The organism is Arcanobacterium hippocoleae (assembly GCF_031456295.1).
Taxonomy (GTDB): Bacteria; Actinomycetota; Actinomycetes; order Actinomycetales; family Actinomycetaceae; genus Arcanobacterium_A; species Arcanobacterium_A hippocoleae.
In genome coordinates this window covers 1388607-1410695 of the sequence record NZ_JAVDUJ010000001.1, presented here as the reverse complement: position 1 = coordinate 1410695, position 22089 = coordinate 1388607, and the positions used below count along the sequence as shown (strand labels likewise).

The 22089-nt window shown below is 48.8% G+C and carries 14 protein-coding genes; 5 read left to right on the top strand and 9 right to left on the bottom strand.

Annotated features, from left to right (window positions below; translation table 11 throughout):
- Positions 1 to 5: 5 nt before the first annotated feature.
- The 4 genes from J2S36_RS05950 to J2S36_RS05935 all read right to left on the bottom strand — a co-directional run bounded on the left by J2S36_RS05950 (position 6) and on the right by J2S36_RS05935 (position 5999).
- Positions 6 to 1295 carry an extracellular solute-binding protein gene (locus J2S36_RS05950; RefSeq protein ID WP_309956493.1) on the bottom strand — a complete coding sequence of 430 codons (1290 nt, stop codon included), beginning with the start codon at positions 1293 to 1295 and terminating at the stop codon, positions 6 to 8.
- A gap of 63 nt (positions 1296 to 1358) precedes the next feature.
- Complete coding sequence (locus J2S36_RS05945) at positions 1359 to 2309, bottom strand: DMT family transporter (protein WP_309956491.1); 951 nt, start codon at positions 2307 to 2309, stop codon at positions 1359 to 1361.
- Positions 2302 to 2883: a NanQ anomerase/TabA/YiaL family protein gene (locus J2S36_RS05940; protein WP_309956490.1), complete on the bottom strand. Its 582-nt coding sequence runs from the start codon at positions 2881 to 2883 to the stop codon at positions 2302 to 2304. The genes J2S36_RS05945 and J2S36_RS05940 overlap by 8 nt, the downstream gene beginning before the upstream one ends.
- A complete protein-coding gene (locus J2S36_RS05935) occupies positions 2877 to 5999 on the bottom strand; it encodes a glycoside hydrolase family 2 TIM barrel-domain containing protein (protein WP_309956489.1) in 3123 nt (1040 codons plus the stop codon). Before J2S36_RS05935 ends, J2S36_RS05940 begins: the two co-directional genes overlap by 7 nt.
- A gap of 384 nt (positions 6000 to 6383) precedes the next feature.
- Here J2S36_RS05935 and J2S36_RS05930 point away from each other — a divergent pair, with 384 nt between their 5' ends.
- Entirely contained in the window at positions 6384 to 7418 is a 1035-nt protein-coding gene (locus J2S36_RS05930) for a LacI family DNA-binding transcriptional regulator (RefSeq protein ID WP_309956488.1), read from the top strand.
- A 167-nt stretch (positions 7419 to 7585) separates the two neighbouring features.
- Here J2S36_RS05930 and J2S36_RS05925 read toward each other — a convergent pair whose 3' ends face one another.
- From J2S36_RS05925 to J2S36_RS05915, 3 genes are all read right to left on the bottom strand, one after another.
- Positions 7586 to 8479, bottom strand: a complete 894-nt coding sequence (locus J2S36_RS05925; RefSeq protein WP_309956486.1) for a class C sortase — start codon at positions 8477 to 8479, stop codon at positions 7586 to 7588.
- A gap of 266 nt (positions 8480 to 8745) precedes the next feature.
- On the bottom strand, positions 8746 to 10230 hold the full coding sequence (locus tag J2S36_RS05920) for a SpaH/EbpB family LPXTG-anchored major pilin (protein ID WP_309956483.1): 1485 nt from the start codon (positions 10228 to 10230) through the stop codon (positions 8746 to 8748).
- Between the two features lie 133 nt (positions 10231 to 10363).
- Complete coding sequence (locus J2S36_RS05915; protein WP_309956481.1) at positions 10364 to 14974, bottom strand: MSCRAMM family protein; 4611 nt, start codon at positions 14972 to 14974, stop codon at positions 10364 to 10366.
- Between the two features lie 593 nt (positions 14975 to 15567).
- Between J2S36_RS05915 and J2S36_RS05910 the strand changes: the two genes are divergently transcribed.
- From J2S36_RS05910 to J2S36_RS05900, 3 genes are all read left to right on the top strand, one after another.
- Entirely contained in the window at positions 15568 to 16359 is a 792-nt protein-coding gene (locus tag J2S36_RS05910) for an electron transfer flavoprotein subunit beta/FixA family protein (protein WP_309956479.1), read from the top strand.
- A complete protein-coding gene (locus J2S36_RS05905; protein ID WP_309956477.1) occupies positions 16356 to 17267 on the top strand; it encodes an electron transfer flavoprotein subunit alpha/FixB family protein in 912 nt (303 codons plus the stop codon). The genes J2S36_RS05910 and J2S36_RS05905 overlap by 4 nt, the downstream gene beginning before the upstream one ends.
- Positions 17268 to 17429: 162 nt before the next feature.
- Complete coding sequence (locus J2S36_RS05900) at positions 17430 to 17690, top strand: GlsB/YeaQ/YmgE family stress response membrane protein (protein ID WP_309956475.1); 261 nt, start codon at positions 17430 to 17432, stop codon at positions 17688 to 17690.
- A 344-nt stretch (positions 17691 to 18034) separates the two neighbouring features.
- On the opposite strand, the gene J2S36_RS05895 is transcribed toward J2S36_RS05900, so the two are convergent.
- Both J2S36_RS05895 and J2S36_RS05890 read right to left on the bottom strand, forming a co-directional pair.
- The gene (locus J2S36_RS05895; RefSeq protein WP_309956473.1) at positions 18035 to 20569 is read right to left on the bottom strand and encodes an HAD-IC family P-type ATPase; all 2535 of its coding nucleotides are present in this window, start codon (positions 20567 to 20569) and stop codon (positions 18035 to 18037) included.
- A complete protein-coding gene (locus J2S36_RS05890; RefSeq protein ID WP_309956471.1) occupies positions 20550 to 21299 on the bottom strand; it encodes a helix-turn-helix domain-containing protein in 750 nt (249 codons plus the stop codon). The genes J2S36_RS05895 and J2S36_RS05890 overlap by 20 nt, the downstream gene beginning before the upstream one ends.
- 320 nt (positions 21300 to 21619) lie before the next feature.
- Between J2S36_RS05890 and J2S36_RS05885 the strand changes: the two genes are divergently transcribed.
- Positions 21620 to 22081, top strand: a complete 462-nt coding sequence (locus J2S36_RS05885; RefSeq protein WP_309956469.1) for a nucleoside deaminase — start codon at positions 21620 to 21622, stop codon at positions 22079 to 22081.
- Positions 22082 to 22089 lie beyond the last annotated feature (8 nt).

The window sequence follows — 22089 nt, the reverse complement described above, 5'->3', positions numbered from 1 at the left end:
TGCACTTACTTCGCACTCTTTTGGAGCCGCTGCGAAATTTCTGCAAGTGCATCTGCGGCACTTTGCTGCCCTTTGAACAACGGAAGCATGATTTGCGTAGCAATATCTGCCGATAGCCCCGGCACAGATGCTTCCGTAGGGCTGTTGGAGAATCCCTGATCCCGCATTTCAATGAGTGCGCTTACGTTTGCTGGTACACCAGAATCCGTGACAACATTATCTACACCCGAAATTGACGGTAGTGCATTTCCGTTATCTTGCAACCGCAGAGTTTGCCCAGCTTTACTCAAATACGCATTAAAGAATTTACATGCAGCAGTTTTATCTTTCGCATTTTTATTTACGGCAAGGAATGATGCTGCCACACCTGTTGGCTCAGCAGCGCCCGAAGCCGTCGGCCAGCGAACTACATCATAAGACTTCAGATCCAACCCGGCACCTGCAAGAGTTGCTACCGTATAGCGCCCCTGCACCATAAATCCGAGCTTATGCGTGACGAAAAGCGCGTCGCTATCAGATCCTTTCGGAAGCTCATCAGCCACAACCAGTTCTCCGGAAGCAAACTTATCTGCCCACTTTTGTAAGTTTGCTGCACTTTCAGCAGTATCAGCGACGAACTTTCCTGATTCGTCATAAGCTGGCGCACCGCTTGCCGAAAGAATCGACTGCCAAGTAGCCCAATAATTCCAGAAAGCAGCACCCTGCAAACCTGCCTTTTGCAGGGCAGCGGTCATTTCAAAGAATTTCTCAAAGGTCCATTGATCGTTATTCGCCAGTTCGACTGGGTCTGCGGTAATCCCAGCAGCTTTGAGAGCTTCACGGTCAAAGAAGAAAGCATCAGGATTCACATCATTTGGCAGTGCAAATGTAACCCCATCTTTTTCTGCTACACGATAGAGATTCTCGGCGAAATCAGCTTTCTTGATTTCAGCACCTGCAAGCGCAAGACAAGTATCGATTGGCTCAAGCACATCATTTGCGACAAGATTCGCAATCTGATCATCGCCGACATAAAACACATCTGGTGCGGTACGCGATGTGAGTTGAGTATTCAGTTTAGAGTGGTATTCGTCGTAAGATGCCACAGGCTGGAATTTTATTTTTAGATCAGCATTTTTCTCGCCGAACTGTTTATTGAAAGTTTCGTACACTTTCAACTCTTCAGGAGTGCCCCAGGTAGACCAGATTACTTGCCCTTCTGCACTTGCTGATGAGCTGCCCGAACAGCCCGAAAGAAGGAGCAGCGCTGATGTAGCTGCAGCTATAGACACATTAAATTTGTGTGATCGTTTCATTGTGAAATCTCCTTTGATTCGACATTTTTGATTTATTTTTGAGTTATTTGTTTTGAGTTTTATTTAGTTTTCTCCGACGCTATTTTCCGCAGCGGATTCGTCGGGGGATGTTGCTGATTTTGTTTCAATCAGCAACATTGCGGTAAGTACCAGGATCCCTCCCAGCACTAACCGGAAAGTTAGCGATTCGCCACCAAACATCACGGCAAAACCGGCTGCAAATACGGGTTCGGTAGTCATCACGATCGCCGCAGTGGTAGCTGAGATACGTGATTGTGCCCATGTTTGCAATACCAGCGCACCAAGCCCGGCAAAGAGCGCCATATAAAGCAAACTGCCCCACATCGGTGCCGTCACAGGGAATCTCACACCATCGAAAAGGCAAGCACTGCCAAGGAACACACCCACGAAAACGATCTGGATCAATGCAAGTGCAATCACATCAGCATTTTTCGTATATCGGCTAATGAGAATGATATGGATCGCGTACATCAACGCGCCTGCCAGCGTGAGCGTTTCACCCCATCCGAGCGCGAATCCACGCAAGCTCAAGATTCCCAGCCCAACGGTGGCAAGCAGGACAGCCGACCAGACTTTCAAGCTCATCTTCGTATGTAGTACGAGAGCTGCAATCAACGGCGTAAACACTACATACATTCCAGTAATAAAGCCGGAGACGGAAGCGTCAGTGTGCAATAACCCGACCGTCTGCAACCATTGCGCAATTGCGTATGCACCGCCAAGGACGGCGCCTTGCTTCCAGGTCTGCGCACTTGCGCGGCGCAGACGCGGAAATTGAAAAATCACGATCAGTAATGCTGCAATCGCGAAACGGATCCCGAGGAAATCATCAGGCGGCACGAACTGTACTAAATCTTTGATCAGGAAGAAAGTAGAACCCCATACTGCGGTCACGAGAAGTAATGCGAGGAATGGAGCAGCAGCAAATTCGCCTTTACCCGCTGCGGGAATTGAAAGTTTTTGGCCCGCTTGCAACTCTGCCTGATCACACATTTTCATCCCCTAACGCGAATTGTAATGGAGCAGCTTGCACACCGATTTTGCGGTTTCGCAGATGTACATAGCTGCCCGCACCGCCAACGATGCGCCAGGCTTCGTCTGGCTCGACAATTAAAATTTGCCCCTGCTTTAGCACAACCTCTTTTTTCTTTGCGCTTTGCGCTAAAGACGACAGATCAATTCTCGTGCGCACTGCATGTGCCTGCGCTCCCAGCTGCTGGTCTGTGATCGCTGATTTTTCCTGAGTCTGCACACTATCCGTGAAGTATTGGATATCGCGCGTATCATCGTATTTTTGCACTTCTTTCAACGCGCTGCGATCCTGGAGCTCAAGACGAGCCTCCCCCGCAAGCACATAAATAACGCTTTGATACATTCTGGAATGCATAAATTCTGCAGTATTTTCAGGCACAATACTCGCACACCAGTAAGTGAGCCCACTTTCAATTGAACGGGCATACTTTTTGGGGTTTGTGATACTTTTTTCAAATGCACGCACCACATTCATCCATTTGCGTGATTCTTGCTGCAACTTTGCAAAAATTTCTAGCGTAGGATAAATCAACATTGCGCCACCTCCGCTGCTTGCTCAGTCTTCGGCGCCTGCTCCGCACAGCCCGTGGCCGCACAATCTTTACCGCTAAATTTTTCCGACAGATTATTTACACTTTCGCGTAAGCTTTCCGCTACGGTTTGTGCGCACTCTCCTGGCGATAACCTGGAAAATAGCAGCCGCATCGTTATTTCCTGTGGCTGCACCTGGTACGACGGCGTCACCTCAGCACCCCACGAGTGCGAGCCAAGACCAAGTATTTTCTCTTCCCAACGCACCACGAGTTCTTGCGGCTCACCGAGTTCATCACGATGCACGGCAGTATCGATCGTATACGCATCCCACAACCAAGTAGACCAAGCCACCGGATTTGTTGCCATCACCAGAATTCCTGCTCCTGTATCATCCCGATGCGCCACCCACCGCACATCCGTGCGCAGCCCATAATCTTGTGGATACACATAAGGCGTTACTAAATCTTTTGCCGTCGTCTGGTAAATCCCCAGCAGTGCAGCTTGCGTCGAATCGGGATAGTTTTCTCCTGGCCCGCGCCCGTAATATTCGATTTGTGAAAGCGCAAGCGGAACCCGAAATTCTAGTCCAAGGTTTGGCAGCAATTGCGGCAGATCGCCATATGGTTGCGCTTTGAAATCAAGGATCAAGATTTCCTGCGCCTGATCGTATTGCCAAAAATAATCACAGTTCCAGCCACGTCGCACCGTGTCTGGAGCATATTTTGCGCGCAGGTGCGCAGTGTTTTGCGTTTGCGTAAATTCGAGTGGGATTTGCCGCGCAAGCTTAAGCAAAGCTGGTTCCCAGTTTTTCTCTGCAAGCGCACGATGATTATCAATTGTCGGTCGCCAGGTAGTGAATTTGGCAAGTTTCGTGGCAAGCTGCATCTGCTCAGCGCTAATCGTCAGTTCGCCCGTCACCGGATCTGCCATAATCTGCATTTTTGGACGTTTGATCACACTATTTTTCGGGCGCTCTTGAGATTTGGCTCGTTCCACTGTGCCAACCATAAATTGGTAGCGGCCAATTTCCTCTTCACCATCGAAAATCACGACGTTCAAGTATTCACATTCGGGTTGCTGAATCTCAAGCAGTATTTCAGTTTGCGCTGGCACATTGCCACACACAATCTCCGATTTAGCAACTATTTTCCCTGCCGTCATGCTTTCCAAACGAAGCCGTACTCCATCCAGACTCCGCGCATACCAGTTATTGCGCACGCACAACTTTCGCGAATCTGTTAGCGAAACTTTAACCGGGCAGATCACCTGCCCATATTCAATCAATCCCGGACTTGGCGCGAGCCACGGAAACACCAGCCCGTCAATACAGAAATTGCCATTATTTGGGCGATCCCCAAAATCCCCGCCATAACAGTATTTGTCTGAAACTTTGATTCCGTGATCGATCCATTCCCACACAAAATGCCCTTGAATCGATGGATGACGATCGAAGACCTGCTGATAATCGTGCAATCCACCCGGCCCGTTCCCCATCGCATGTGCATATTCCACCAGGATTCGCGGCTTTAACATCGCATGACTCCCAAAATCATCCATTTGCGATGCGCGCGAATACATTGTCGAAACTATATCCACGATTTCCGCATCCCGATCTTCTTCGTAAAGCACTGGCCGTGACGGGTCAAGCATTTTGCAATGCTGATACATGGCGTGAAAGTTTTTCCCCCAACCCGATTCATTACCAAGCGACCAAATAATGATGCTCGGATGGTTCCGCTGGGATTTCACATGGCGTTCGATACGATCCAGGAAGGTGGGAAGCCAGTTGGGATCATTTGCGAGACGATTTGGCTCACCCACAAGTTCCATTCCATGAGTTTCGAGATCTGTTTCGGCTAAGACCATTATTCCCAGCTCATCAGTAAGCTCATAGAACCGCGGATCGTTTGGGTAATGCGCAGTGCGCACAGCATTAATATTGAACTTTTTCATTAGCTCCAGGTCTGCACGCATACGTTGGAGTGATACTGCCCGTCCGTGTTCTGGATCAAAATCATGACGGTTTACGCCATGCATTTCAATATATCTACCGTTGAGTAAGAGCACCCCGTCTTTCATGTGAATATCACGGAAGCCGAAGACGATCGGCACAAAATCCGGATCCGAATTTTGTTCGGTTCTGAAAATTAGCCGATAGCGATGTGGCGCCTCCGGATGCCACCAATACACGTCAGGAATCTCAGCGTAAATTTGAAAAAGCTGAGTATTTTGAGTGCCACATTGGATATTTTCGCCATGTTTTCTGCTATTTTCTACACTCACTTCTGAGCTGGCATCTGCACTGCCTGCGCAAATCAATTCACCAGTAAGCGTCTCTAAACGCCAGTGAACTGCTACCGCATTGGCTGCTTGAATTTCTGCTCGGAGCACCCCGGGAGCAGTAGTTTGTGCATCGGGAGCATCGGAGATATGCAATAAAGACGTATCTACCGCAATATCTTGGATCGAATGCGCGGTACGCACAAAACTGTATATTGAACGGATAATTCCACCGCTCGACCACATATCTTGATCTTCTACATAGGAAGAATCCGCGTATTGCAGTACTTTCAGTAAGAGTATCGCCTTACCATCAATCACGTGATCGGTGATATCAAATTCGGACGATAGACGCGAGCCTTTTGCCCAACCAACGCGCGTACCGTTACACCAAAGCTCGTAATAAGTTTCTACCCCGTCCAGACGGATAATTCTTCGCTCTCCCGGGTTCAGCGGTGCAAAAGCAACACGTTTGCGATAAATACCTGTCGGGTTAAGTTTTGGGATCAGTGGCGGATCTACCGGAAACAAATATCCTTCGTCAGTGTAGTGCCAGCAACCATAGCCATGCACCTGCCACGGATCCGGCACTGAAATCGGTTTCCAAACTGCGGCATGGTCAGAGCCGGAACTCCAATCTGCTAAGTCCTGATCGTTGCAGCGGTCGGGTGAATCGAAAAATATAAAATCCCAAATTCCGTCAAGATCATAAAATCCACGAGCTTGCTCACGATCATTGGATCGAGCCGCTTCTAAGCTCTGAAAGTTGAAGAAATATGCGCGTGAAGGAAGAGCTCCTTCACGTATGAGCGTAGGATTTTGCCACGCTACTTTCATCTCTTTTTCTCCTTTCAACGCTTTTTAAGATTGAAACGGGACGGCAATAACGAAACTTCTTCGGATCGCTATACCAATTCTGAAACCGTTTTCAATAGAGTATCAAGGAGCGGAAATATGTGCAAGCGTTTTCCGAATATTCACTAGCGGGATCTTGCTATTTTCAACATCATGCACACCTTCACCGATTAAATCCGTATGCCAAAACAGTTTCGCCATTCTCTAACAAACCCATACACGAATCAGGGAAATCCCCCCCCCTCACTTCGGCAATCAGATTTCAGAGCAGCAAACTTCCGATGGACCCCCAAAAAAACATGCCCCACTATGCTAGTTCTGTATTGCAAGTTTTACAGCACAACGAGAACCCACTAGAGTGAAGTAGTGGATTTATCTAAGGAACTTCCCGCAAAGGCGCGGCGCAAATCAAAAGTAACGATTAAAGATGTAGCAGCTATGGCTGGCGTATCTCGCGCTACCGTCTCGCGTGTAATCAACGGTACTGCTGGCGTTGCCCCTGAAAAAGTGGCAGCTGTGCGCACCGCAATCAAAAAGACAAATTTTCAAATCTCAGTATCGGCGCGAAATCTTGCGAAAGGAAAATCGGAGGCTCTTGCCGTGATCCTCACAGAGCCAATAAATGAGCTCCTGACGGACCCAACCTTTGCCACGATTTTCCAAGGTATCCTCGACGCGCTTACCCCTACGCCAATCACTCCGATCCTGCTTTCCGCATCCACTGAACGTGAACTGAAGAAGTCACTTCATCTCTTTCAACGCGGTGCAGCCGACGCAATTATCCATCTCTCTCCGTATACTGACGACACCTTGCTATATGAACTTGCAGCTACTGAAATTCCAGTTGTGCTTTGCGGACAGTCCGATTTTCCGGCTGTGAAAACTTTTTCCGTAATTTACGCTGACGATCATGCTGCCGCAAAAACTGCCGGAGATTATTTACTCGCGCGCGGCACACGGCGAGCTCAGGCAATTTTAGGGCCAGAGAATAACCCTGCCACCACGAATCGACTCGCCGGATATCGTGAATCTTTGGCAGATTGCCTTTCTGAGCAGATAATTTATGGAGATTGGACGAAGAGTAGCGGATATTTTGCAATGAGTGCATTAATCCACGAAGGTTTGGATTTCGACACGCTGATTGCGGGAAATGATCGGATCGCTGCCGGGGCTTTGGTGGCTGCACAAGAGGCAGGTTTACAGGTTCCAAAAGATCTAAAAATCCTCGGATTTGACGATCATAAAATTGCACGCGAAACGACTCCGCAAATTTCCACTGTGCATCAGCCCTTCTATCAGCAGGGGGCTCATGCGGTTCGTTTGGCGGAAGAAATGATTGATGGGCATCCTGCGCGGACTGAAATTCTCCAGACGCATATTATCGAACGAGAGACAACTTAATCCGATCAACACCGGGCATGTACTCCAGCAACTTACCGTATTTAATTGCCGGTTTCAGGATCCTCAAATGCGACGGCTCCGATAGTAATTATTTTTTGCCCTCCTCCAAATCCAGGAAGTAGCTTCCATATCCGATCAGTCTATGAAACGGTAGCTTGCACGTAAAATTATTGTGAAAGCTCCTGAGCAGCCGTTTTCTGCTTGCGATATGCTTTCACTCCGCGCGCCAACCACCATGCTAAGAAAATCAGTACAACCGCGATTTCCACCGCCCACCACGGGAATCGTGGTAGTTCAGACGGCTTGCCGGCATTGTCAAGATCAGCTTGCGGAGTCGGGTATATTCGTTCCCCAGTGACGAGGATCCGATGCGAATTGATCCCGAGCGGGGTGCAGGTGACGAGTGTGAGCAGATCACGATCCGGGTCTGCTTTGATTGATTCAGTATCGTCTGGATTGACGATTTTTGTTTCGATTGTGCGGTAGACGAGCACTTCGCCGAATACTTCGATCACAATATCGTCACCAATGCGCATTTTATCGAGGTTGGTAAACATTGTGGCATTTGCCAGCCCGCGATGTGCAGTGATCACAGCACGCGTGCCGATTCCTCCAACGGGAAAACTTGTGCCTTGTAAATGCCCGGCACCTTTTTCGAGTACATCATCACCGGAGGTATGGTAGACGGGCAAATCAATATCTGCTGATTCTATTTTCAAACGTGCCATTAGCCCGTGATTTCCCAGACTGAGGATGTCCAGATAATCCCAAATATCGCTGCTTAGCGCGTGTGCAGCGCCAATATCTCCAACACCTTTTGCTTTGCGTTGGTTTGCTTCCAGGAGTGCACCTGAAGCAAGCGCTTCATTGTATCGATGGGCAGCAGCAAGTTGTGCTTCTTTTGCTGGCTGAGCGTTATCGATTTTTTTGCTCTCCGATTCGATCAGCAGCGACTGGTCGTATTGACTTTTCCATGCGGCAATGTCTGGATAAAGCAATAACCCAATCCCCAGGATCACGAGGAAGGCTACGAAGAATCGAGAAAAGAGAGCTTTAAACATATTTCAGACTTTGTGAATGCAGATTTTAGGGTGAGGGAGAGGCTGCGGCGCGGGGCGCGCAAATAACACTTGCGCTATTTATTGAGAGCAGAAAAAATGACGAGCAATTTGCCGCAGACGCACCACGGAGCAGAGTGGAAGAGAAAAGCTTTCACTTCCTGCTCTGCTCCGTGAGTTTGCTGTGTGCAAACTTTCACTGGCTGCAAATTAGCAGCCGTTTTCAATGTCAGTTTGCCCCAACAGAGATTTTGCTTAGTGCCGTGTAATTATGCACGCTTACGACGGGCACTTACGATCTGTACACCACCAGCGAATGCCAATACAGCAATACCAGCGATCGTGAGCAGAATCTTGCCCTGCGCACCAGTCAAAGGAAGGTTCGGACCAGGGACTTTACTATTATTGAAATCTCCATAGCTGTAATCAACTGTGTTATTCTGACGAGTCAACTTAACAGTCTTAACCGATGGATCTAGAATGTACCCGGCTGGTGCCTTAGTTTCCTTGAAATAATATGTTGCTCCATCTGCGAGTGGTGCGTTGTCGGAATCGATACGCAGATTCTTGAAAGTGAACACACCCTGTTCATTTGAAGTGGCTTTGGCAATTGGCTCACCGTTAGCATCAGGTGTAGCGTAAACTGCAAATTCAGCGCCGGAAAGAGGCTTGGAGTTTGCTTGATCAATCTTCTTACCAGTTATATTTCCATAATAAACTTTATCGCCAGGAGTTGGTTTTCCAGGTTCACCCTCAGAATCAGTGTAAGGGTCGTACGTAGGAGTTTCTGGGTAGAAATTGTTCTCTACAATCTTATTTTGTGGAATTTTGGTCACCTTTGTATTAATAGTCAAAGTAACCATATTCTTATTCAATAATTTTTCTAACCCAGACTGGAGCAAGCGGAAATGAATTGCTTTCTTATTATCCTTCTCAAGATTGGTAAGAACTTCGTAATCTTTCCCTACCTGCAGAGGAACTTGGTCTACCTTTACATCGGTAACACTTTCAAAGGTAAGATAATTTTCAAGCACATCGTACATACCGAACTTGCTATATGATTTTGCTCCATCTGCAAGAGCAGGAATAGGAAGCTCGATCTTCCACGGTAGCGTTTTGCCTTCGGTGAAGTGCGCGTCATACTGAGCAGTCTTCTTACCATCTTCATGTACCGAATTCTTCGGATACACATTAACTTCATATAGCCATTCATCAGAAGGATATGGAACAGCAACGAGGAATTTTTCGACGCCCTTCGTTACTTTAACCGGCTTTCCCTTTGACTTAGCCTGACTATAATCAGTTTCTTCGACAAGATATAGACCTAATGGAAGGCTCTCAAATTCGGCGACGCCAAGATTATTTGTTCGCTTTTTCTTAGCCTGATCAAGCTGATTCTCAGTAATTTGATTAACCTTATTATAGAGTGCTTTCGCCTGATCCCAACCTTCAGATTTAGTAAGATCAACGTCCTTCACCTGACGTATTGAAAATTCAACATTTTCTAGAGCAATTGCGCTATCGGGAATCTGATCTACAGCTTTCCCATCACCCTTTTTCCCAGTCCATACAGGATTCTGATACTTATGAATGATAATTTTGCCAGTTTGTGAATCCTTGATATTCGCTAAATCTAGCTGAGCCGCGCCAGGTAATCCTTGTGAATGTGCCGCACCTACACCCGTGAGGGATAAGAGGCCGGTGAGCACAGCAACCGCGAGCGCTTTTACGCCACGGGACTTCTTGATACTCATATTTTTCCTTTACATTACATTTTTTGATTGTTGCCCGATCGAATTTCATGATCAAAATTCGCTCAAGCTGCACAATCAGCTTTTTACTAACTCACATTTTGTGATTTGTCGGTATTGTGTGTTTTTCGTTGCCTTACTTCCGCGCCTTAAGCCACCGCCTTTCGGGCTGTGGTGCCAGTTCGGCTCCGTGAGTACGCCCTGCACTCGCAAAAGCAGCAGCTTTGCGGCGTCGTACAATTTCTGCCGTACCTGCAATTGCCAGCACAGCAAGTCCCAGTGCAGCAAAAATGTCTGCTGCGATGCCGCCGGTAAATGGTAATGGCGGCGCTTGAATATCTACCCGCGGGTCAAAGACGCGCGCGTATCCGTTATTATCTGCCGGTACTCGCACTTTTGTGCGCGGATCCTTTGGCAGCGCAAACCCCAGCGGAGCCCGCGTTTCAGTGATCACGTAATCGCCAGGCTCAATCTTTAGCCCCATGATTCCGGCGGTTGCAATCTGATCTACTGCAGGATTTACTTTTTCGCCTGCCGCATTCGGAGTATCCACTACTACGAGTTTGTGCGTACTAGCATTCCGTGCCCCGGCATCTAGCTTTCCGTCAGTGCCGATGCCGAGTGCATAAGTGAATGCTTCCCCGTCAGAGCGAGAAATTTCCCATTCGGAGCCTTTCAGCAAACCGCGTTTCATCCCATTTGTGGGGAAATCGCTTACGGCTGGATACGTTTTTTCAATCGCCGCCTGATCTTCCTGCGCATACTTTGCCCAGCAGATCGAGTTCATTTGCGTATTCGTAGTGCCCACGTAAATATATCCGTCTTTTACCCCGTCACGATTATCGGCTGCCGTAGTATCCGCAATGGTTCCGATAGTTCGCTCTGCTGGAAGTACATAGCCCGGCGCTGCCTTTGTTTGTACGACGGTATACGCACCGGCGCTCACATTGGCAAATTCTGCCCAGCCATCTTTATTGACGACGGCAGTTTGCACACTTACGTTTCTGCTCTTGGAGCGCAGCTGCACCTGCGCACCCGGCAGGGCGAGCGTGGCATCATTTACGTCATTGATCACTGCGCGCACCGTAAACGGCTGATTCCAGTTTGGCGGTTCCGGTGTGCTCGGCTTTGGTTCAACGTATGGAGCAGGCGGGTTGAAACTCCCTCCTGGCAGGTACGCCCAGGCGTATGCCCAATTACTGTTGCGATAGTTGTAGTTCGGTAGGCGGATCGAACTGGAAAAGTTCGCGTATCCTCCCGGCGCGTTAAGCAGTGTAAACGTGTAGGATCCTGGTTCGATCCAGAATTTCGCCATATTTGCAGCGCGCCCGCCTACGGCCTGCTGATCTGCACGAATAGTACACGAATATACATTCCGCCCATTGCATTTGAATTGCTTATCTTCGTCGTAACTCGTGATCCGCCAAGTAGTGCCCGGTACGGCAGCGCGCGGATTTGTGAGCCGACTATTCAATCCAGTTATATTGATCCCAGACTTCGTTGCGCTTGCGGTAGACATCCCCTCGTACTTATTTTCCTCATACTGCTTCAGCATTTCTCTTGCGTCCATGCTCATCGCATGGAAACGCACTTCAATTTCCGGCACATTCGTAGGTTTCGCTAGCTGAGCTGCCGGCTCACTCAATACATCAATCGCCACATTCCGGTCAGTGATTTTCACTGCCTGATTCGCCGCCTGATGATGCCCTTTCGCGCTGATTTGCTGCAGAATGTAATCACCGGCAGGGAGCTTCTGCCAGCTGGTTTTACCTGCAGTATTAGTCACGTGTGTATCACCTTGCGCATCAAGCAGTGCACGTTCCCCGGAATTTACTTTCCCGTCAGCATTTTTATCAACGAAAAGCGAAAAGACGGAGTTTGCCAGCACGCTGTCCGTGCCCTTGGCTTTATTCGTGACGGTGAGTGTGTATGTCGGAGTTTTTTCTGTCAGGAGGCAGACTTGTGCCGGATCGCCGGGAGTGTTCCCAATCGGCGGCTTGCGCTGATTTTGCACTTCGATCTGTGCATGCGCGGTAGTGCCACTTTTTGCGAGAATCACCGGGAAGTTATTGTTCGTCGGCACACGATATTCCGCAGGCACTTTTGTTTCCACAGCTACATACGCGCCCAATTGCAAATCGTTCCAAGTAATGATGCCAGCATCGCTTGTAAGCAGTTCAGCACTGATCCGCACATCCCCAGCAGAGAATTCTCCATTTTGGTCTTCATCACGGTAAAGGGTGAAGCCTGCGTTTGCCAATGGCTGATTATTCTCACCCTTCTTGATGAGCGTGATCGATCCTTGTAATTCTGGCTCGGTAGTATTCTTCACTTGGCATTCCATAATCCCCGAAATATTCTCTGGCACCTGGAATTTCCACGTACGCTTATCGCCCACAGTTTCCGCAAGGGCAGGTACATTCACGTTTCCTTTTGCGTGCGTACATTTGAGCGTAGAAGTGTACTGGCTCCAATTTGCCCAAGTGAACTGCTTCCCGTTGCGGGTACCTTTTTCTTCAATAATCAAGGTATTACCTGGTGTTACCAGTAAATCACGCGAGTAAGGTGATTCAGAGGCAGTCCCCTGTGTGTGCGTAGACTCCATGTGGTACTGGGCAAAATTATGCACGCCTGCAAATTTCATTGTGACGGTGAACTGATCTTGAGTATGCGCACGCTCACCCGCAATTATTTTCTTTACGCGGGCAACTGGCGCCAGCGAGCCACCGTAATCCATATCGGTTTGGTGATAATCGCCAATCAGCACCGGGAAGATATCTCGGTAATAATTACTTTTCGGCTCCGGAGCATTCTTCCCTCCCCAGTTAAAGGGGTCGCACATTCCTGCAGATACTCCAGAAGGCCCGCGTGAAGTATTAAAAGATAAGGCACCGTTATTGATCCGTTGACCAGTGAGGGCGGAAAATGCGCGCACACCAATCGAATTAGAATTTTCTTGCGCACCACCATAGACGGATTTACCTAACCCGTCATGGGTCGAAACAATCAAGTTGCCGCTGGAATCAAGCACCATCCCTGCTGCTTTTGATTCGTCAATGATTTTCCCCATGAAAAAACCACGTACATATACGGAATCTATTTCTTTCCGATTTGCTGCAGAACCACGCAGCGTCCACTTCGGATGGCTATCCCGGTCAATTTTTCCAGCATTTGGATCGCCTGGATTTTGGAAAGAATCGAACCGAATCAAACCAGTTTCCGGGTCGATCGGAAGATTCGCGAAAGGCTTTGCAAAAACACTTGCAATATCGGGATTTTCATTATATCTGGCATGTCCGGCAGCAATAGTCCATTGATTTTTGAAATTAGTGACGTACCCAGACTGTGCAAGACTCACGCCATTACGCAATGCCGTGTCATAGTCTGCAGCATTTACTCGCCGCATTCGCACCGTATTGTGATAGAGCTTGTCATATGTCGTATTTTCAGAACCACCAGCATATTCACTCATAAAACGCTGATCTTCTAATTGCGCGCCAGGGAATTTCTTTGCCGAGCTACCCGAAAGGAGATAGAGATTTCCACCCGCGTCAAAAGTTAAATCAAAATGCTTATCTCGCACACTATATGAATCGTTCGGATCTACCGCTTCTGCGCGCTCTTCGATATCGCCGAGATAACTTACTTGCCTGGTTTTCGGATTATAGGAAAACAGCTTGAAATTAAATGTATTATATTCGTTTCCTGCCGAGTATCCGCGGCTCCGGGCGTTGGCTTCATCAGCTACACGATTCACTCCGCCAAAGATGTAATTGCCGGACGGATCAACCGTGGCAGCATCGATTTCAACACCCAAATTTTCGACAAAGAATTTTGGCTGCGGATGCTGCAGGAAGTATGTGCCCAGATTGTCTTTATCGGCAGGTAATTCATCGAGATCATAGTGGTAGAAAGCAACAGCCTGGTTTGCACCACCAATATTGTTTCCTTCACCAGAACGGTGTGCGAAAAAGACCTCATTCGTCCGCCGGTTGATTCCCAGCGCATCATGCTTGCCAGTAGCGCCAGGGCTGACGTATTCGGAATATGGCAGGTAGCCAACGAGATGATACTTTGAATTAACAGTCCCGTTATAGTTCAGCCCGACTTTATACAATGCTTGTGTCGTAAGCACGTAAGCAAAATTTCCACTCTGCTCGCGTTCTGAATCCACCTGCGGCACTTCACAACGGCAGTTGCTGTATGACATATTCGTAGAAGTTGCAGGATTTACTGGCGGGCACGCATAGCCAGGAAGTGAATCCAACACATCAGGGTTCGGAAAATAGATTATTTCTGCAAGTGCCGTCGAACGGCGCTTGCGCACTTTTGGCTGAGCAGTATTTGCAGATGCTGTTTCTGCAGCATTGTTTTTCAACACATTCGCTGTTGCAAGCGGAGATTCAGTTGCTGGCGGGAGCGCCGCAGGCGCCTCTGCAGCAGCTTCTGCAACTGCCGCTTCTGCTGCAGGTTGCCCCGCTGGCTGGCTCTGATTTGCTGCTGCCGGTTCGGATTTGAACGTCTGGAGAGTATTTACTGAGCTGCTTTGAAAATTTGCAGCCGCTACTGGCTGAGATATTGCATATATTCGCTCTGCGGGGCTGGTGAATAACACTCCAAAAGTGAGTGTTGCCGCCATGAGGCTCCGGAGAATGACGAAACGATGAGCTGCTTTACGAACCTGCTCGCTTCGCCCACATCCGCGGTGTAGGACTTTCATCCAGACACCATCACGGAAACTCCCCATAACTTTGATCCTTCTCAAAAAATTTTTCGCAACACAGTTTTGCCAAACGAAAAGACACCCAAAAATCCGCAAAGATTTTTACAACACCGCATTGACCTGCATTTATAAAACTTTCAACATTGTCTTCAAACGCGTCGCGTTGCACTTATTCGTTTTGGTGCGATTGGCGAATCTACTCACGATTTATACTTCGGTCAATTTCCACTTTCCGTTTCCGGGAATTGAGTCCTAAGCTTTACAAATTTTTCAAATCTCAAATTGGCGCCAAATCAAATAAAAATCACCCCCCCCCCCGCAGATTTTTATGACCTTAGTCACTTTTTCAAAATGTGTATATTTCGCATTTTATTTGCTATAAAAATCAACTATTTTCTGATATTTATCACGGAAATAGCCGGTAAAATAACTCGACTTGAAAACCGAAAACACGGCACACCACACAAGAAAGTGAGACAAATTTAGATACCAAAGTGGGACATCCCACTGTTACTTCATGCAATACAATTGAAATCCAACAGTAAATTCCGAAATATTAGAAGTGCGAAATAGAGTTAAAAATCCGCAACCCGTCCAAACACATTTAAGGTTGAATCATGAAAATTGTAGTGCTCTATAAATGGGCTCCAGACCCGCAGAATGCTTCCGCTAATGCAGACGGCGTAATTGATTGGGGTGCGAAACGCACGATCTCTGAATACGATCCAGTAGCGATCCATGCCGCCCGCATTTTTGCCGATTCACTCCCAGAATCCACCGAGCTAATTGGAATCACCGCCGGGGAGGCAAGCGCAGCTTCTCCAAAAGCAACACAAGCAGCTGCTTCGCGCGGTCTTGATTCACTGCTCGTAATTGCTGACGACGCATTAAAAGGCGCAACGGCAGATGTGTACGCGCGGGTGCTTTCCGCTGCCATCAAAAAAATCGGCGGCGCCAATTTCATCATTGCCGGCGACGCCTCAGCCGATGCAGGCGGCCAAGCCGTGCCAGGTTTGGTTGCAGGGCATCTTGGCATACCGTCATTCGCAGATGTAAATCAGATTGTGGCAGGCGCAAATACGGGCGAAATCCAAATCCATCGCCACACCGCAAGCACCGCGCAGATCCTTCGCCTGCATCACCCTGCCGTCATTTCAGTAACTACAGACGCAGCTTCAATCCCACTTATCGGAATGAAAGATATGATGGCTGCACGCAAGAAGCCAGTCGAAAAACTCACGCTTGCAGATTTAGATCTCGTTCATGACGTGACACAAGCACAAGCCGCAACAACTCTGATCGCGACGGCAAAACCAGAAGTAAAGCCACGAAAGAAAATTATTTTTGATTCCGAGCAGGCTGCCGCCGAACTGGTAGCAGCCTTGCGTGAGGAAGGGGTACTTTCATGAACACTTGGATCATTACCGCAAGCAACTGTGAAATTGGCGCGATCCTCAAAGCAGCTGGCACAGACGCAAAACTTTTCGTCTGCGGCACTCCTGAAATTGCCGCAAACTTCACTCAAGCGCCAGTAGCGGAAATATTCCATCTCGATCCGCACGATACGCCAGCAGAGGCTTTCGCGCCCGCGATCGCGAAATTCCTCCAGGAAAAGGGTGCAACTACAATATTGGCAGCAAATTTTGCAACCGAACGCGCACTCGCCACTGCGGCAGCAGCAAAAATTGACGCCACCTGGATTTCCGGCGCAATTTCATGGGATCGCACCACCCGGAAAGCCGTACGAAATGTAGCTGCAATGGCTTTGGAAACTGTGGAAATCAGCGGTGCAGCTGCGCTTACACTTCCAGCCGGTACTGGTACTGCCGCAGGCAATCCTGCATCTGATAGTTCAGCACAAGCTGGAAACCCCACTTTCACCACGATCGAAATAGCCGCAGCCGATTCCGTCAGCATCGCCAATGAAACACCACTCACCACTGATCATATCGACCTTTCCAAAGCAGAACGCGTAATTGGCGTTGGGCGCGGAGTGGCGGAAATTGCAGATCTCGCCATGATTCGTGAACTCGCAACAAAGATTGACGCACAGCTTGGCGGCACCCGCCCGCTCGCCGAAGGATCAGGCTGGTTTGATTCCTATATCGGCCTCACCGGGCAACAAGTAGCAGCCGAGCTTTACCTCGCAATCGGCACCTCCGGGCAAATCCATCATGCTGGTGGCGTGCGTGAATCAAATATCATCGCCGCCATTTGCGACGATCCACAAGCACCGATTTTCCAGGAAGCCGATTATGGCATCGTGGGCGATTTATACGAGCTCGTGCCACAAATAATGACGGCTTTATCCGAGTAAATAAATTTGCGAGAGGCGCAAAACATCCACCAAGAGCAAAAAAATTAGTTGCTAACTAACCCATTTTCGCGATTCATACTAGGCTTTTTCGCGAATCTTCTTGACGTCAAAGATTCAATCAAGCAAGACATTCCAGTCTGACGTCACAGAAAGGAAACACAAATGGGAAATATTATCGGTACCCTAATTTTTGGTCTTGTGATTGGCGCGCTTGCCCGCCTGTTCATGAAAGGTAATCAAAACCTTTCCATCATCGCAACAATGCTCTTGGGCGTAGTTGGCGTAGTAATCGGCAACCTCATTCTCGGCGCATTCGGATACCCAATGGATACGCGCGGAATCGACTGGATCCGCTGGGTCGTCTGCACCGTCTGTGCAAGCGTCACAATTTCGATTTATCTCGGAATGGCTGCAAAAAAGTAATCATCTGCTGATCTTGCAGCAATTTTCAGGCTCCCGCCACAACGCGTGGGCTGAAAATATTAAAACGGTGGGCAGCCATCCACGCATTTGGCTGCCCACCGAGGGGGCGCGATTTGAAACTCTCGGAGGCACTAATTCCAAAATCTCAAACCGCGGTATTCACTTTGCACTCATACACACAACGACAAAGAAAACATGACAATCATAGAGAAGAATTTTGAAGTTCTGTCGTTATGTAAATAGTATGCACGGCAAACCTTGAAAGGCTCGCAAGTAAAGCTGGGAATTTCCTGGGATTTTTGCCAGCAACTTTTCTTCCGCAGCAGATTCTAGATTTGCGAGTTTTATGCCAGACGGCCACGCACAATCCGCCAAAGCAACTCAATTAAAACTACACCAATCCCACCGATCATTACCGCCGTCCACATCATTTGCGAATTACTCGAATCAAGCAAAAATAGCTGCTGCGTGAAACTCCAGTTGAAAATAATGCCATAACCTGCAAGCGGTAAAACAATCAGCAACCACTTCCACCAATTAAACGGCCGCGCCACACAAGCAAGCACCCACGTAGAAGTGATGATCAGCGCTGCAAGCGCCGCAGTAGATTCCTGCACATGCACTTGCGGCACCCGTCCCCCAGAAACTATCAAATAAGTAGCGAATGAACTTGCACCCACGATCACACCTGAAGGCATCGCAAAGCTCAATACCCGGCGCACAAACCCATCCCGTGCCCGTCGATGATTCGGCGGCAATGCGAGGATAAAAGCTGGAATACCGATCGTAAACCAACCCGTGATCGTCACATGGATCGGCTGGAATGGGAACGGCACAGCAGCAACTATCACGAGCATCGCCATCATTGCCGAATACGTGGTTTTCGTCAGGAAAAGATTTGCCACGCGCTCGATATTGCCGATCACTCGCCGCCCTTCTGCCACCACATGCGGCAAAGTAGCGAATTTATTATCAAGTAACACAATTTTCGCTACTGAACGTGAGGCTGAAGAGCCTGACCCCATCGCAACCCCAATATCGGCATCCTTCAAAGCAAGCACATCGTTTACGCCGTCTCCCGTCATCGCCACGGTATTTCCGCCGCGCTGCAGGGCATGTACCATTTCCTGTTTCTGCTCAGGCCGGACACGGCCAAATACTCCGCCTGCCAAAACTTGCGCATCAAATTCTGCACTATTTCCTTCATGATCCAAATCTCGGGCATCCACACCGTGGGAAGTATCAATCCCCAAACGGTTTGCGACGGCAGTCACAGAGCGGAGATTATCTCCAGAAATTACCTTCAAAGCAACATTTTGGGTATTGAAATACGCGAGTGTTTCTTCCACATCCGGACGGATCGTCTGATCGAATACAAGCACAGCTAATGGCGTAAATCCAGCACTAACAGCGCATTCTGCACGATATTGCGCCACTGCACAATTCACTTCACCAAGCAAAAGCACCCGCAAGCCGTCATTTTCATAAGCTGCCACTAGCGAAAGCCAATTCGCGTGATCCTCCGCGACCGGTTTAAGAAGCACATCTGGCGCACCAATAATATAGTTCGCGTGCTTCACGCCAGTTTCAGTTAATGCAGGCGCATTTTCCACAGCAGCTCTTGCCGGATCAGTATCGAGCGAAAAACTCACACCCGACCATTTATTCGCTGAACTAAAAGGCTGCCGGGCGATCTCATGCCACTGATCACGTGCAGCAGGTTGGCTAAATTCATTACGTATCGCCAGCATCGTCATATTCGGGTCTGGATCACTCCACGAGATTTGTGCCAGAATCTGCCGATATCTCTCACTCACAGCGATGGACTGCGCCGCTGCCGAAGCCGAGATTTCACTTCCACCCGCAGCAGGAGTGCTTACTTTTGTGCCGTCTTCACTTTCACGCGGCGCATACGCATCACGAAATTCGAGCTTATTCTCTGTGAGCGTGCCTGTTTTATCGGCACACACCACGTTCACCCGGGCTAATCCCTCAATTGCCGGCAATTCGTTTACTAAGCAATTCCGTTTTCCAAGCCGGATCACCCCTAGAGCAAATGCCGTCGAGGTAATCAAAATCAATCCTTCGGGCACCATTGGCACCAGTGCACCCGTAATTGCCAAAATCAACGAATTCCAATCCTGATGCCCGCCACGGTATTGCATCACAATCGTGAGCAGCCCAACCGGAATCAGAATCCAGACGATGTATTTCAAAATCGTGTCGATCCCCTGCTGCAGTTTCGACTTCGTGAGTTCATACTTCGCAGCTTGCGCAGCGATCTTCGCCGCATATGATGCCTCCCCCACGCGCGTTACACGATAGGCGCCGGTACCAACCACTACGAAGCTCCCAGAGAGGATCTCATCACCTGGCTGCTTCACCACCGGATCAGCTTCACCCGTCAGCATCGATTCATCAACGGCGAGATATTGTGCGTCAAGCACGCTCCCGTCTACCACGATTTCTTTACCTGCCTGCAGATAAATCACATCATCAAGCACGAGCTGCGCTTGCGGGATTTCGCGCTGTACCCCATCGCGAATCACTGTTGGATGTTCTTCACCAATCAATGTGAGCGATTCGAGCGTGGCGCGCGCACGTAACTCCTGCACGATCCCAATTGCCGAATTTACAACGATCAGCAGCCCAAAAGCACTGTTAATCCACGAACCCGTCGTAATCACCAGCACAAAAAGAACTCCGAGGATCGCGTTGATCCGGGTAAAGACGTTTGCGCGAATAATATCGCCGACGGTTTTTCCCGTGCGTGGCGGAAGTTTATTGATTTTCCCCTGCGCGATTCGCGTTTGTACTTCGCCTTCCGTCAAGCCGGACAAAGGCATCTTATTTTTCGGATTATCGACACTGTTTATCATTTCGCCGCGCCTTTTCGATCGTTAACTCACATACTCCGGGCCGCACTCGTGGACGCAAAAATGCGCGTTCGGAATTATCACTTAAATATTGCACGATTTGGCTAACTTGCCCACGATGGATTTCGCAGACGATTTGATCGATGCTGCCGTCCGTATCGCGGAATGGGCATGTGCCAATGCACAGCGTGCGGCAATTTTCGCTATTTAATTTCGCAGCATGGCCGACGGCAGAGAGTAAACTGCGTAAAATGAATACTTTTTCCTGGTCTGGCAGATCCTGATATTCGGTATCGCTGCGAATCAACCCCCGGGCTTCTGCGGCAGCAATTTCATCAAGCTCTCCAGCCCAATATGCTCCCAACGTATAGGCGAGCGATTTTGGATTATCTGATTTCATCCGGAACATTTCGGAAATTGCACATGCAAATTTTGAAACGTACACACCAAAGACCGCATCAGTTTTCGGCGCAATTGAATAGTATGCCCAGGCTGGCCGTCCCCGAGATGCGGATCCAACTTTGCTGCGCTCAATCAGACCGGCCGCGTATAACGCCTCGATACTTTCCCGCACGGAGTTTTGATGCAGATCTTGATCTTGCGCAATCTGCGCAATCGTCATTGGTTTGACCATACCTGAAAGATATCTGAGCATTGCATGATTTGCAGGAGAAAGTTGCTGCATTGCTGCGAGCAGACTGCCTGTTCCGATCGGCGGAGGCGTAGTGCGCATTCCGACTTCCTTACTATGAATTTTTCCAAGAAATATTTCGGACTATTTATACCGTCATAATCGTACTAAATTGCATGAAGTTTAACATTATCTATACATTTGATTAACATAATCTAGTTTTCTGATAATTCTGGATTTCCGCCGGCAATAAGCTGCCGTTTTCGGCTGCCACACCAGCTTTTCCTGGCAGCTGCGCAGCTGCGCGGATTTAGCTTAAAATTAGTTTTGATCTGGCACAGATTTTGTGGCGATCTGTATTTGGCAAAGTGCAAAATACTTCCCGATTTCGATTCGATCACCGGCAGCAGAAAGGCGTTTTGATGCGTGAATTTGCAAATAGCCTGATGCGTGAGGCGATGCTACTTGCCGATCAGGCAGGTGCAGCGGGCGATATCCCCGTCGGCGCGATCGTTTGTGATGGTGCGGGAAAAATTATCGGACGCGGATTTAATACGCGCGAAGTGGCTGCAGATCCGGTTGGTCATGCAGAAATCAATGCCTTGCGTGCCGCAGCGAAAAAACTCGGCGGCTGGAATTTAGCTGGGTGCACCTTAATCGTCACCCTTGAGCCGTGCACGATGTGTGCAGGAGCAATCATTAATTCGCGAATTGACCGGGTGATTTTTGGCGCATGGGATGAAAAAGCCGGTGCCGCCGGTTCTTTGCGTGATGTGTTGCGCGATGCGCGGCTGCCGCATCAGGTCGAAGTAATTGGCGGGGTGATGCACGCCCAGACGGCAAACCAGCTGCGGGAATGGTTTGGCGAAAACCTCCGCAGTTGATCTGCGCT